General features: G+C 65.8%; 12 protein-coding genes and 1 tRNA gene. 7 read left to right on the top strand and 6 right to left on the bottom strand.

Annotated features, from left to right (window positions below):
* The first annotated feature begins 32 nt into the window (after positions 1-32).
* Both RM531_RS05990 and RM531_RS05985 read left to right on the top strand, forming a co-directional pair.
* Positions 33-1,388 (top strand): DNA recombination protein RmuC, encoded by a 1,356-nt coding sequence (locus RM531_RS05990; protein WP_311658029.1) that lies wholly within the window; start codon positions 33-35, stop codon positions 1,386-1,388.
* Entirely contained in the window at positions 1,385-2,302 is a 918-nt protein-coding gene (locus RM531_RS05985; protein WP_311658028.1) for an alpha/beta fold hydrolase, read from the top strand. Before RM531_RS05990 ends, RM531_RS05985 begins: the two co-directional genes overlap by 4 nt.
* A gap of 51 nt (positions 2,303-2,353) precedes the next feature.
* Here RM531_RS05985 and RM531_RS05980 read toward each other — a convergent pair whose 3' ends face one another.
* Complete coding sequence (locus RM531_RS05980) at positions 2,354-4,825, bottom strand: MMPL family transporter (protein ID WP_311658026.1); 2,472 nt, start codon at positions 4,823-4,825, stop codon at positions 2,354-2,356.
* 125 nt (positions 4,826-4,950) lie between these two features.
* Between RM531_RS05980 and RM531_RS05975 the strand changes: the two genes are divergently transcribed.
* Entirely contained in the window at positions 4,951-5,343 is a 393-nt protein-coding gene (locus tag RM531_RS05975) for a hypothetical protein (protein ID WP_311658022.1), read from the top strand.
* 4 nt (positions 5,344-5,347) lie between these two features.
* On the opposite strand, the gene RM531_RS05970 is transcribed toward RM531_RS05975, so the two are convergent.
* The 3 genes from RM531_RS05970 to RM531_RS05960 all read right to left on the bottom strand — a co-directional run bounded on the left by RM531_RS05970 (position 5,348) and on the right by RM531_RS05960 (position 7,423).
* Positions 5,348-6,145, bottom strand: coding sequence for a hypothetical protein (locus tag RM531_RS05970; RefSeq protein ID WP_311658019.1), 798 nt, complete (start codon positions 6,143-6,145; stop codon positions 5,348-5,350).
* 284 nt (positions 6,146-6,429) lie between these two features.
* Positions 6,430-6,505 (bottom strand) — tRNA-Gly (locus tag RM531_RS05965).
* A 42-nt stretch (positions 6,506-6,547) separates the two neighbouring features.
* Complete coding sequence (locus tag RM531_RS05960) at positions 6,548-7,423, bottom strand: metallophosphoesterase (protein WP_311658017.1); 876 nt, start codon at positions 7,421-7,423, stop codon at positions 6,548-6,550.
* Positions 7,424-7,498: 75 nt separating this feature from the next.
* On the opposite strand from RM531_RS05960, the gene RM531_RS05955 reads away from it, so the two are divergent.
* The 3 genes from RM531_RS05955 to RM531_RS05945 are packed head-to-tail and all read left to right on the top strand — an operon-like array spanning position 7,499 to position 10,496.
* Positions 7,499-8,410: a TIGR01777 family oxidoreductase gene (locus RM531_RS05955; protein ID WP_311658015.1), complete on the top strand. Its 912-nt coding sequence runs from the start codon at positions 7,499-7,501 to the stop codon at positions 8,408-8,410.
* A complete protein-coding gene (locus RM531_RS05950) occupies positions 8,410-9,828 on the top strand; it encodes an FAD-binding oxidoreductase (protein ID WP_311658219.1) in 1,419 nt (472 codons plus the stop codon). Before RM531_RS05955 ends, RM531_RS05950 begins: the two co-directional genes overlap by 1 nt.
* Positions 9,825-10,496: a class I SAM-dependent methyltransferase gene (locus RM531_RS05945; RefSeq protein WP_311658013.1), complete on the top strand. Its 672-nt coding sequence runs from the start codon at positions 9,825-9,827 to the stop codon at positions 10,494-10,496. The genes RM531_RS05950 and RM531_RS05945 overlap by 4 nt, the downstream gene beginning before the upstream one ends.
* A 5-nt stretch (positions 10,497-10,501) precedes the next feature.
* On the opposite strand, the gene RM531_RS05940 is transcribed toward RM531_RS05945, so the two are convergent.
* Entirely contained in the window at positions 10,502-11,509 is a 1,008-nt protein-coding gene (locus tag RM531_RS05940) for an MBL fold metallo-hydrolase (protein ID WP_311658011.1), read from the bottom strand.
* Positions 11,510-11,594: 85 nt separating this feature from the next.
* Between RM531_RS05940 and RM531_RS05935 the strand changes: the two genes are divergently transcribed.
* Positions 11,595-12,401, top strand: a complete 807-nt coding sequence (locus RM531_RS05935; RefSeq protein WP_311658010.1) for an AraC family transcriptional regulator — start codon at positions 11,595-11,597, stop codon at positions 12,399-12,401.
* On the opposite strand, the gene RM531_RS05930 is transcribed toward RM531_RS05935, so the two are convergent.
* Complete coding sequence (locus RM531_RS05930; RefSeq protein ID WP_311658009.1) at positions 12,398-12,745, bottom strand: TraR/DksA family transcriptional regulator; 348 nt, start codon at positions 12,743-12,745, stop codon at positions 12,398-12,400. The two genes, RM531_RS05935 and RM531_RS05930, sit on opposite strands and share 4 nt — an antisense overlap.
* Positions 12,746-12,784 lie beyond the last annotated feature (39 nt).

Raw genomic sequence — 12,784 nt, 5'->3', positions numbered from 1 at the left:
TTGGTCCCGGTAACTGCTGAGTACGACTTGTCATGGATGTCCTGATGACCCAGCTCACGATCTCGCCGCTTGTCATCGCGGCCATGTTGTTCGGCGGGCTCGTCTTCGGTTTCGTGGCTGCCTGGGCAATCGTACGCCTGCGCGAAGGCCGCCTGCTGGAACGCTTCGAGCAGGTACGCTCCCGGCTCGACGCAACCGAAACCCGGCTAGAAGAAACGCGTGGCCAGTTGTCGTCACTGCAAAGCGAAAACGCCCGGCTGGAAACCCGGCTGGACAGTGAGCGCCGCCAGGCCGAGGAGAAGCTGCAGCTTCTGACTGAAGCCCGGGACAGCCTGACCCACCAGTTCAAAACGCTGTCGCAGGAAATTCTCGAAGAGAAATCCAAGCGCTTCACGGAACAGAACAAGGCGGGACTGGAATCCCTGCTCAAGCCCTTGAGCGAGCGGATCGCCGGCTTCGAGAAGCAGGTACGGGATACCTATAACGAGGAGAACCGCCAGCGCGGTCAGCTGACCGAGCAACTCCGCCAGTTGCGGGAGCTAAATCAGCAGATCGCCGAAGATGCGGTCAACCTGACCAACGCGCTGAAGGGCGAGTCCAAGACCCAGGGCAACTGGGGCGAGATGATCCTGGAAACGGTGCTGGAGCGCTCCGGTCTGCTGCCGGGCCAGCACTACGAGACCCAGTTCTCGCAGAGCAGCGCCGAGGGCGGGCGCCGGATTCCGGATGCGGTGATCCATCTGCCGGGCGAGCGGGCGATCGTGGTGGATTCCAAGGTGTCGCTGACGGCCTATCTGCGTCTGCACGAGGCAGAGGACGAGAACGGCCGGGCGGTTGCCCTACGTGAACACCTCGAGTCCGTCCGCCGCCACCTGCGGCAACTCTCGGACAAGGATTATCACGAGGTGCCCAACCAGGCGACGCTGGACTACGTGTTCATGTTCATTCCCTCGGAGGCGGCCTACGTGGAGGCGTTGCGCGGCGATTTTTCCCTGCAACGGCAGGCGCTGGAAGCGAACATCGCCATCGTCTCGCCAACCACGCTGATGCCCATGCTGCGGGCGGTAGCCAACCTCTGGCGATTGCAAAGCCAGGAGGAGAATGCCGCGGAGATCGCCCGCCGGGCTGGCGCGCTGTACGACAAGTTCAAGGGCTTCATCGATGATATGGATAAACTCGACCGCGGGCTGAAAAGCGCGGTCAGCGCCTATGACGACGCACGCGGCAAGCTGGTAGATGGTCGCGGCAATCTGATCACCCGGGCGGAGAAGCTCAAGAGTTTGGGGGCCTCCGCCAGCAAGCGCTTGCCGGCGGACTGGCGCCGGGCGGGGGCGATTGGTGTCGGTGAGGATGACGATGACGCGGATGACACTGAGGAGCCGACATGAACGGGCCCGTTGAATCCTTCGATATCACCGCCAATGGGCTCCGATTCGCTGTGCGAGCCACCGGCGAAGGCCCGCTGGTGCTCTGTCTGCACGGCTTTCCCGATTCGGCCAACACGTTCGACGACCTGCTGCCGCGTCTGGCAGCCGAAGGCTACCGGGCGGTGGCGCCGTTCATGCGTGGCTACGCCCCGACGGCCGCGCCGCGGGATGGCGATTGCCGGGTTACGACATTGGGTCGGGACATCCTGGGTCTGGCGGATGCACTGGGCTCGCAGCGTTTCTCGCTGGTGGGCCATGACTGGGGGTCGGTGATCGCGCTGACCACGGCGGCCATGGCTCCGGTCCGCGTCGAGCGGGTGGTGGCCGCGGCGGTACCACCGCTGCGCTGGTTTCTGGCCAACATGCGGCCGGCGCAGATCCTGCGTTCCTGGTACATCGGCTACTTCCAGCTGCCCGGCTGGCCGGAGACACATCTCGGGCTCTCGGACGGTCGCTTCATCGAATGGCTATGGCGCCGCTGGTCGCCGGACTGGGACTTTACCGAGGCCGATATCGCGCCCGTGCGGGCGGCACTGGCCACCCGGGCGGCGCGCCGGGCAGCCCTGGGCTACTACCGCGGCCTGCCGGGTGCGCTGTTGAGCCTGCGGCGCGCCCGCCGCCGCCGCTGGCTGGTCGGACGGCCGTCGGCACCGTCGCTGTGCGTCTATGGCGAGCGTGACCGCTGCATCGGTCCCGAGATGTGGCGGGGTGTCACCGGTGAGGATTGCCGGATTGAGGGGCTGCCTGGCGGGCATTTCATGCACCGCGAGCAACCGGAGGCGTTCGCCCGAATGGTGACGGATTTCCTGTCGGCAGGCGGCATGAATGCCGGCCTACGGTCCGGCCGGGAGGCCGACGCCCAGCGGCTCGCGTAGGGCCGGATTCATCCGGCCGCCCCGATTCGCCACGGTAACCGGTTCGGGCTGTCAGGCGCGCTGCGGCGCCAGATGTGAAAACGCCCGGAACCGGACCAGCAACAACGGCAGCAGGGTCAGGTTGGCAATCAGCGCCAGCACCATGGCCGCGCCGGTAAGCAGACCGAAGTAGATTGTCGGCACGAAGTTCGATAGCACCAGAATCGAGAATCCCAGCGTGACGGTGACGGTGGTGTAGTACACCGCCCGGCCCACGGTGGCATGCGACCGTTGTACCGCAGCATCGTAGTCGCCGTCCTGCTGAATTTCCTCGCGGAACCGGTGGGCATAGTGAATGGTGTCGTGCACGCCGATGCCCACGGTGATGGCCGCGATGGTGATGGTCATGATGTCCAGTGGAATGCCGATCCAGCCCATCAGCCCCAGCACGGCGCTGGCGGCCACCATGGTCGGGGCCACGCCGATCAGCGCGACCTTGAATGACCGGAATAGCAGCAGCAGCATCAGGGCAATGGCGGCAAACACCACGCCGAGGGTGAGAATCTGCGACCGGAACAGGCTCTGCAGAACGTTGTTGTAGAGCACCAGCGGGCCGGTCAGGTGAATCTGTTCCGGTTTCAGGCCGAAGTCCTCTTCCAGGTCGGCGCGAATCTTGTCCAGCAGCGCGGACCGGTTCAGGTTCTCGTCCGAGTCGATCACCCGCACGCTCAGCCGGACCTGGTTGCCGTTCGGCCCCAGGTAGGGGTCGAACAGCGTTTCCTTGATTTCGGCCGGCAGCCGGTCATAGATCAGCGCCAGGGCGAAGTTGTCCAGCGGGCCGCCGTTGATCTGGGTAAGCATGTCCATGGTGGTGTCCAGCGACAGCACCTTGCCGGTTTCCGGCAGTTCCTCCAGATAGTTGTGAATCGGGTCCAGCTCTTCGAGCGTGAAGCTGTTGAACCAGTAGCTGTTGGCGCTCATGCCGCCGTCGCCGCTTTCCTCGGCGGCCTCCTCGCCGATCGGGAAGCCTTCCGGGGCATCGATGATGATGTCCAGCGGCGTGGTACCACCGAGCTTCTTGTCGATCAGGACCATGCCCTGATAGATCTCGGTGGATTCCTTGAAGTAGTCGATGAAGCGGTTTTCCACCCCCAGCCGGCTGATGCCCACCGCAGCCATCACCATGATTGCCGCATAGGTCAGCCAGGTCAGCCCGGGGAACCGCGCCACCGCGCGGGCGAAGCCGCCGGTGATGCCGGTCGTGATGTCGCGGTCGCCGAATACCGGGGTGCCGGCGCTCAGTTTGGCCAGGGCCGCCGGGTACAGCGCGAATACCACCACGAATGCGATGGCCATGCCGCAGACCATCATGTAGCCGAAGTCGATCACCGGGCGGATGCCGCTGACGATCAGCGAGGCGAACGACACCATTGTCGTCAGCACCGTGAACACGGATGGCGAAAACTTGCTGCGCAGGGTCTCGCTGATCAACGCCGCGTGCCGGGCCTCCGGGTTCTCGGCGTGCAGTTCGAGCTGACGCACGATCAGATGCACGATCAGCGACAGCGTGAGAATCAGCACCAGCGAGATGAAGTTGGACGACACCACGGTCACGTGCCAGCCCATCGCGCCGAGAAAGCCGAATACGCTCAGGGCCACCGTGGCGCAGATCGCTGCCGGCACCAGCACCCAGCGCACACGTCGGAAGATCACCGCCAGCAGCAGGATCAGCAGCACACCGACGCCGGCACCGAACACCTGGATGTCGCTGCGCACGAACTCGATCATGTCCACCGCGATCATCGGCAGACCGCCCATGTGGATGGTGGCACCGTCGCGATACGGGGCCAGGATGTTGCGCACCTCGGCGATCATCGCCGCCTGTTCGGCCTGTTGTTGGCCGCTGACGATGTCGAACTCGGCTTCCAGTTTCGCCAGCCGGGCCGCCTCGGCCTCGTCCAGTCCGTCGGCCTCCCGCTTGCGGCGCAACTCGTTCCGGCTGTCACGCAACTCGTGATACTGCTCGTCCCGTTTCAGGCTGAGCAGCATCGCCGTGGTCCTGGCGTCGTCACTGAGCAGCAGATCGTCGTAGAGCGGGCTGGTCAGGAACTCCTCCCGCGCCAGTTCCGGGTCGGTATCCTCGTCGGACAGGGTGCGTATGCCCTTTTGAATCTCCGAGAACGACACCGGCGGGCTGTCGATCAGCGGCACGTTCAGGATGCTGGTCACCTCCGCGATTATCCCGACATCGGCCAGCTCGTCCTGCAGCGATTCCAGCCGATCCAGCGCCGGCCGGTTGAACAACCCGTCCGCCGGGTTGTAGGTGACGATCAGGAAATCCTGTGAGCCGTAGCGCTCCGTCATTTTCTGGTAGAACGCCAGGTCCTCGTCGTTCTCCAGTACCAGCGAGTCCGCCGACGCATCCAGACGGAAATCCTGGGCGAAGTAGCCCGCGGTGGCGGCTAGCGCAAGCACCAGCAGCACGGCGATCCACGGCTGGCTTATGGTGGCGTTTTCATACGCGGCGGCTAGTGTCTTTTTCATGGCAACGGTAGAGATTATTGAGGAAGGCAACGACAGTGACGTTCATTCAGGCGGACGAATGGCCTGCGCCGCCCCGTATGGTGTGCTGAAATACTCACCGCATGCCTAAAAATGCGATGTCCGATGTGAAGAAACTCATTTACCAGCGATGCCAGGTACCCGTCCGGATCGATCATTCCCATCTGGCAGTCGACCAGCGCGTTGATGACTCGATGTCGGGTAGCGAGCAACTTGCGTTCGGCTTGACGGTGAATTACAGCGCCAAGGCATTGCGCGACAATGTACCTGCTCGTTTCGAGGATGTCTTCAGCTACGCGGCCTGGGATCGTGCCATCGATGATCTGGTTAGCGCTCCGTTGCGCGGTCCGCTCGAGTTCCTGGCGGATAGCCTGTTGAGGAAGGCCCGGCTAATGGCCGATTCCGCCACGGGTCTGGAGGTGTCGGCGCTCCGGGTCACGGTCTATCGAAGGATCGGGGACCACCGAACCGTGGAAATCGTCTCGGACTGGTCCGCCTGAGGTCTCATCCGGTACTGGCGCGCTGGGTCCCGGCGATGTCGCTGGCCAGTGACGCCATCATCAGGCCGAGGTCGATGGAAAAGAACAATTTCTCCTGCTCGTCGACCAGGAAATCGTCCGATGCTGTCTGCTTGCGGAAAATCAGCGTCCTATGCTCGGCCCCGGCCACGTCACGCCAGGGCATCGCCTTGTCCACTCGGTAGCCGCCCGAACTCTCCGCGCCGTCGATGGACGACGCAAAGCGCTCGCGCAGTGTCTCATCGGGTTCGGCTGCACCCTGTTTCCGATTTACGAAAACGCAGACGGTAATACCGGGCAGTGCCAGTTCGACACTGAACAGCAACTCGGTGCCGGCGAGTGCGGGCGAACTGATCAAATAGTAGGCCTTGTGCGTGAGTGGTTCCAGCACCAGCCGGATATCATTGGGCGGCCCGGGCAAAGGGGTAATCGGGCGTCGGTCTCCGTCGAAGTGGCGGAAGTCCTCGCGCGACACATCGTATGAAAGTGGCGTCTCCGCCAGTACGCCTGGTAGTTCGACGGTCAGAAACCGGGCCAGCTTTTCCCGAGTCGTGCGTCCTCCGAAACGGGTGTAGGAAAGCAGGATGGCCAGACACAGCAGAGGCACGGAAATCCCGAGTGAATAGGCGGCTGCCTGCAGCAGCGCGTCGTAATTCTCCGGGAAGAACCAGTACGCGGCAGCCGCGGCTGCAATCCCGATGCTTGTGAGGAGCATCAGCAACACGACAATTGCCGCCTTGGCGTGTGCCGGCGTCTGGGAGGTACGCAGTTGCTGGGGGTCCACCGTAAATCCGAACGTGATGATTATGCGGGCATGTTAGCCGCGCGGCGTTATCGAGGATACTCGGCCGGCGTTCTACGCCACGGCTGCAAGTACGGAACAATGCAACTGATACCTCGACGCGTTCCGGCGACGGACTAAAATTGGAGTGGCAAACCGGGTTCTACCGATTTGTCCGGAACAAATCGGGACCGCCGCGAGGCGGGCCCGTGAGGGTCAGGCCCATGGACGGGCCTGACAACCGGCGACCTCAACCTTGGGTCTGGATTCCGGCGTCAAAGGGAAATTGGAGCGGCGAACCGGGTTCGAACCGGCGACCTCAACCTTGGGAGGGTTGCGCTCTACCAACTGAGCTACCGCCGCACTGGTCATAGGATTGGCCAGACTGGCGAACAATGCAAGGGGCTACCGCAGCGGTGTTTGGGCGACACGGTTGCCTGATTCGTCCACGTCGACGAACGCCGCGTCCACTGGCCCGTCGCCAATCTCGAGCGAGACATGGCGCCGCCGCGCGCCGTCCTCCCGAATCCGCGGCACCGCCGCGGCATTCACGTACAGGACGCCGTCCTGTCTCGCCCAGGACTGTCGCCGGGCGCCCGTGCTCTTGTGGGTCAGATGCATATGCCCGGCCGCTACCGCCAGCACCTGTCGGCCGCTGGCGTTCGCATGATCAATCGCCTCACGCAGGTCGGGGTCGCCGAAGTCGCCGTGGGCGGGAGAGAAATCGCAGCCCCAGGGCGAATCCGGCTGGTCGCCGAGCCCGGCCGGCCCATTGTGCGCCAGCACGATTAGGCGGCGCGGGGTCATGTCCACCAGCGATTTCAGGGTCGTCGCGCTGTCACGGAAATCATTGATCCCGTAGCGTTTCCGCAGAAAGGCGCGGTAGTAGAATCTGTCCGGACCCATGGCATGCGGCCGGGCGACCAGCAGGCCCAGGTCTTCGGCCAGGGTGATCATTTCGTAACCGCATAGCCGCACCGGGCCGAGGCGCCGGCGCAGGCGCCGCATCCGGCCGCGCATGCCCACGGCCCCCAGCCGCGCCAGCCATCGCCAGCCCTTGAGTTCGGCCAGCAGCTGAAGAGTGGTTACGCCGTCATGATTGCCGGGGATCAGCCAGGCCGGTTTGTCCAGCTCCGCCAGCATGCGGGCGACCGGGCGACTGCCGGTCAGGCGGGGCAGATCCCCCACGAACAGCAGGCCGTCGTAATCCGAGTGGTTGAAGTACGCGGTATCACGCTCGTCCCAGAAGCCGTGAATATCGCCGATGACTGCCAGTTTCATGGTGACGTTGTACGGTTGGCGCCGGCAATGGTCAATGCGGCGGTGGTGAAGCCGGGCGCTGCTATCCTTCGTGGCATGAATCAGTCGAGCGCAAGAACCGCCCTGGTCACCGGCGGTACCGGCTTTGTCGGACGGGCAGTGGTGGACGAACTCCTCGCCGATGGCTGGCAGGTGGCGGTGCTGACCCGCGACGGCGCGGCCGCCCGGCAGGTCCTGCCCGAGGTGGTGACCTGCCAAGAGTCGCTGGATGCCTGTCCACCGCCGGCCGCCGTAATCAATCTGGCCGGCGAAAACCTGGGCGCGAAGCGCTGGAACGCGGCGCGTAAGCAGGCCTTCGTCGATAGCCGGGTCGGGATGACCCGTGCATTGGTTGATGCAATGGCCGGCTGTGAGTACCGGCCCGAGGTGCTCGTGAACGGCTCGGCAGTGGGCTTTTACGGGGCCTGCGGCGACGAGCCGATCGACGAGCAGAGTCCGGCCGGGGATGAATACCAGTCGCGCCTCTGCCAGGCCTGGGAGGCCGAAGCCCGCCGTGCGTCGGATCTGGGCGTGCGGGTGGCGGTAGTGCGCATCGGGGCGGTTCTGGGCGTTCGCCAGGGCGCGCTGAGCGAACTGGTGCCGCCGTTTCGCGTCGGGCTCGGCGGGCCGCAGGGCACCGGGCGCCAGTGGCTGTCGTGGATTCACCGGCAGGACCTGGCGCGGGCCATCGTGTTTCTGGTCAACAACCCGGATTGCGACGGGGCCTACAACGCCACCGCGCCCCACCCGGTACGCAATCGGGATTTCGCCCGCGCCCTCGGCCGGGTGCTGCGTCGCCCGGCGTTGTTGCCGCTGCCGGGCCCGGTGCTGCGGCTGATCGCCGGGGAAATGGCACATCTGGTGTTGACCGGCCAGAAGGTTCTGCCGTCGCGCCTGCAGGCCGCGGGGTTCGAGTTCCGTTATCCCGATCTGGAGCCGGCACTGCGCGAGATTCTGGCACGCTGGTGATGCTGCCCCAGGGTCTGATCGATGCACTGATCGACCGTCTGGGGGCGGACCGTGTCCTCACCGACCGGGATGCGCTGATCCCCTACGCGCGCGACTGGCGCGGCCAGTTCCATTCGACGCCCGCCGCCGTATTGCGGCCGCGTTCCACCGAACAGGTGGCCGGTGCGGTGTCTCTGTGCGCACAAGCCGGCGTCGCGGTTATTCCCCAGGCGGGAAACACCGGCCTGGTGGGCGGATCGGTGGCGCGCTCCGGCCAGGTGATTGTCAGCCTGGACCGCTTGACCGCGGTGCGGTCGCTGGATATCGACAACGACACCATTACCGTCGAGGCCGGCTGCATCCTCGCCGACGTGCAGCGCACGGCGGCGGCGGAAGGTCGCCTGTTTCCGCTGTCGCTGGCGGCCGAGGGCTCGTGCCGCATCGGCGGCAACCTGGCCACCAACGCTGGCGGGGTCAACGTACTGCGCTATGGCAACGTTCGCGATCTGACGCTCGGCCTGGAGGTGGTGCTGGCCGACGGCCGGATCTGGGATGGCCTGTCCGGCCTGCGCAAGGACAACAGCGGCTACGATCTCAAGCACTGGTTCATCGGCAGCGAGGGCACCCTCGGCATCATCACCGCCGCCACCCTGCGGCTGTTTCCTGCTCTGGCCCAGCGCGAGACTGCCTTCATCGCCGTGCCCGATCCCGCCGCCGCGGTGCGGCTGCTGGGCGAGTTCCGGCGGGCTTCCGGCGACAACTGCATTGCCTGCGAACTGCTGCCGCGCCTGGCGCTGCAGCTGGTCTGCCGGCATATTCCCGGTTGCCGCGACCCGCTAGACGAACCCGCGCCCTGGTACCTGCTGGTGGAACTGGCCAGCCCCGCTGCCGGCGAGTGGCTGGCCGATGCCCTGCAGATGGTGCTGGCCAGCGGTCTGGAAGACGGTGACGTCAGCGACGCCGTGATGGCCGGCAGTCTGGACCAGGCGGCCGCGTTGTGGCGGCTGCGCGAATCCATCCCCGAGGCCCAGACCCGTGAGGGGGCCTCGCTCAAGCACGATGTGTCGGTGCCGGTGTCGCGGCTGCCGGCATTCGTTTCCGAAGCCGGCGCCGCGGTGACCCGGGCGATGCCCGGCGTGCGGGTTTGCGCGTTCGGTCACGTTGGCGATGGCAATCTGCACTTCAACCTGTCGCAACCCCCCGGCGACGATGGCGATGCCTTTCTCGCCCGCGCCGACGAGGCCGGCCGCATCATCCACGACCTCGTCGCGACGATGGGTGGGTCGGTTGCGGCTGAGCACGGTATCGGCCGGCTCAAGCCGGCAGCCCTGCGCCGCTACCGGTCTCCGGTGGCGGTGGAGTTGATGCGAACGATCAAGCGGGCGCTGGACCCGGACAATCGGCTCAACCCCGGAGCCGTGCTCGACCGGGAGCCATGATCGGCCCACCCGGCGAGGCCGACTGGCCGGCCGACATCGCCTGCGGCCTTTGTGGCCACACCTGCACCCGTGGTTTTGCACGGGTGGCCAGCGGCCGATACGGGCGCTGCCCCGAGTGTGATCTGATCTTCCAGCACCCCGACGAACGGCCCGACGCGCTGACCGAACACCGTCTGTACAGCGCGCATGACAACCGTGTCGACGATCCCGGCTATCGCGCCTTCCTGCAACGGCTAACCGACCGGCTGATTCCGCAGTTGTCGCCCGGCGCCTGCGGCCTGGACTACGGCGCCGGCCCGGGCCCGGCACTGGCCGCGATGCTCGACCAGGCAGGCTTTCCCACCGCCGTCTACGATCCCTTCTTCGCCCCCGATACGGCTGTGCTGGCCCGCCGCTACGACTTCGTCGTCTGCACCGAGACCGCCGAGCACTTTCACCATCCCGGTGCTGCCTTCGATCAGATCGCCGGACTGCTGCAACCCGCTGGTTGCCTGGGGCTGATGACCCGGCTGTTCGACGCTGGCACCGATTTCGCGACCTGGCACTACCATCGCGACCCCACCCACGTCAGCTTCTACACCGAGTCCGCCCTGGACTGGCTGGCGGCCCGCCACGGTTGGCGCTGGCGGCGGTATGGCGCGGATGTGGTGATCCTGCGGCAGGCATAGACGGGTCACGACGTCTGGAACTGATAGGTCAGGGGAATCCAGCGGTAGCCGTGTTGGCCGCGGCGCTGGACGAAGCCGATCGACGGAAAACTGGTGTGGTACCCCACCACCGCCAGGCGTTCGGTGGCAGCCATGTCGTAGATTCTTTTCCGGGTGGCGGCGCCCTGGTTCTTGTCCTGGTCGAACAGCGCATGCCATTCGGGATGGGCCAGCGAGGCCACCTCGTGGTGGGCGCAATCACCCCACAGCAGCAGACGTTGGCCGCGGCTTTCGACGTGAAAGGCCAGGTGCCCCGGGGTGTGACCATGGGCGGCCACGGCATGGATACCGGGCGCGATTTCGTCGCCCGGTCCAATGCGGGTCATGGTGTCGGCCAGCGGTGCGAGATGACTGGAAAACAGCCGTGCCGACTGGTGCTCGATGCTCTCCTCGGGCGCGCGTAGACGGTCGTCGGTCGCGGCCCAGAAATCGAACTCCTGCCCGCCCATGACGTAAGCGGCCCGCGGAAACGCCGCTTTGCCCTGGTGCATCAGGCCGCCGATGTGGTCCGGGTGACCGTGGGTCAGGACCACCAGGTCGATCTGTTCCGGTGAATAGCCGGCCTGTTGCAGGCTGGGCGCCAGCCGGCCGCCACGTGGCGGAGGCACGAAACCCTGGTCGCCGTTGCCGGTATCGAACAGGATGCGTTGCGCGCCGGTGTCCACCAGCGTGGGGGTGAAACCGGGCTGGAAACGATCGCGTGGCAGGAGATGTTCATGCATCAGTGCCTGCACCTCGGATTCCGGGCGATCCTCGCCCACCACCGGCCAGGGACCGTCCAGCATGACGTCGGCGTCGCGCAATGTGACCACCTCGAACGCGCCAAGCGAAAAGCGGTGGTGGGCGGTCAGCGACGGGCAAGGCGCGGCAGCTCGCGCTCGCATCGACAGCACCGCGGTGGCAGGGAGTGCCAGTCCGGCTGCGGCCGCGGCCAGCAACCGCCGGCGGGTGAGGTTGGTTGGTTTCCGGATCATGGCGGATGGCTCCTCGACAGGTTGATTCATGCTGTAATTCGCGGGCGGCCTTCGTGGGCGCGGCCGCGGGGAGGAACGCTAGCCAATGACCGAATGCGGCCGCTTGTATGAATCTGCTGCGAGCGTGCGCGGTCTGGGACCGTTCTGGCATCTGGACCAGACGCGCACGCTGTTCGTCGGCCCCCTGCAGCACAACGGTTTGCATCAGCACGGTGCGCCGGTCTATCTGGCGGGTCTGTACGGGGCCTTCGAACTGCGTCTGGCAGGAATGGGCTGGCGCCGGTGCCGGGGTGCAGTCATTCCCGCCGGGTGCCAGCACGAACTCAGGGTCCATGGCCAGCCGATTGCGGTCTTCTACGTCGAACCGGGCGTCGATGGCATCGGCAGCCTGACGACATTGCTCGGTGACGTTCGTGAGATCGACGGCGCCCTGATCGGGCGCCCGCATGGCCGCAACCTACTGCGCGAACTGTGGGAGGATCGCCGCGGTCCGCAGTGGACCGGTGAGGCCCTGGATGATCTGCTGACGTTCGCCCGGCCGCGGGTGCGCCGGCAACCGGACGCCCGCGTTGCCCGGATCATGGCGGACCCGGGCCACCAGACCGGCACGCCGGTGCCGGCAGCGCAACTCGCCGCCAGCGTGGGTCTGTCGGCCTCGCGTCTGCAACATCTGTTCACCCGCGAAGCCGGGGTGCCGCTCAGGCGTTACCGCGCATGGCGACGTATGCGCGCGGCCATCGATGCCATTACCGGCGGGGACAATTTCACGACCGCGGCACACGGCGCGGGATTCAGCGATCAGGCGCATTTCAATCACGATTTCCGCCGTACCTTTGGCGCCCCGCCATCGGTGAGCCTGGCCCGGCTTCGGCCAGGTATCGGAGACGCTTAACCCTGGCGGGCTTCGGCGCAATCCAGGCAGAAGGGGTTGGCGGGATCGGCCTCCAACCGGGCCTCGGCAATCGGTTCTTCACAGGCGGCGCAGTCGCCGAACGTGCCGGCGTCGACCCGGGCCAGGGCGGCGGTGATGCGGCGCGCCTGATTGGCGGCTCGCTGGGCGCCGGCCTTGGCCATGGCCTGGGCTTGCAGGGCGTCCATGCGCGACAGTCGCCCGGTCCGGGTCTGATCGAGCTCCACTGTCTGACCCATGCTGTCGCGGCTCTCGGCGCCGGCCTGCAGGGTTGCCTGCATGTCCAGCAGCATGGTTCGAAAGTGTTCGAGTTGGGCGTCGGTCATCGAATTGCGGGTTTCTGACGTAATAATGGTTCGGTAAAC

The organism is Spectribacter acetivorans (genome assembly GCF_031846305.1).
Classification (GTDB): domain Bacteria; phylum Pseudomonadota; class Gammaproteobacteria; order Nevskiales; family Salinisphaeraceae; genus Spectribacter; species Spectribacter acetivorans.
This window is presented reverse-complemented; position numbering and strand designations above follow the sequence as displayed.

What these genes read in the sequence shown, in the direction of transcription:
- RM531_RS05990 (WP_311658029.1), top strand. Translation starts at nt 33, where the DNA reads ATGGATGTCCTGATGACCCAGCTCACGATCTCGCCGCTTGTCATCGCG.
- RM531_RS05985 (WP_311658028.1), top strand. Translation starts at nt 1,385, where the DNA reads ATGAACGGGCCCGTTGAATCCTTCGATATCACCGCCAATGGGCTCCGA.
- RM531_RS05980 (WP_311658026.1), bottom strand. Translation starts at nt 4,825, where the DNA reads ATGAAAAAGACACTAGCCGCCGCGTATGAAAACGCCACCATAAGCCAG.
- RM531_RS05960 (WP_311658017.1), bottom strand. Translation starts at nt 7,423, where the DNA reads ATGAAACTGGCAGTCATCGGCGATATTCACGGCTTCTGGGACGAGCGT.
- RM531_RS05955 (WP_311658015.1), top strand. Translation starts at nt 7,499, where the DNA reads ATGAATCAGTCGAGCGCAAGAACCGCCCTGGTCACCGGCGGTACCGGC.
- RM531_RS05950 (WP_311658219.1), top strand. Translation starts at nt 8,410, where the DNA reads ATGCTGCCCCAGGGTCTGATCGATGCACTGATCGACCGTCTGGGGGCG.
- RM531_RS05945 (WP_311658013.1), top strand. Translation starts at nt 9,825, where the DNA reads ATGATCGGCCCACCCGGCGAGGCCGACTGGCCGGCCGACATCGCCTGC.
- RM531_RS05940 (WP_311658011.1), bottom strand. Translation starts at nt 11,509, where the DNA reads ATGATCCGGAAACCAACCAACCTCACCCGCCGGCGGTTGCTGGCCGCG.
- RM531_RS05935 (WP_311658010.1), top strand. Translation starts at nt 11,595, where the DNA reads ATGACCGAATGCGGCCGCTTGTATGAATCTGCTGCGAGCGTGCGCGGT.
- RM531_RS05930 (WP_311658009.1), bottom strand. Translation starts at nt 12,745, where the DNA reads ATGACCGACGCCCAACTCGAACACTTTCGAACCATGCTGCTGGACATG.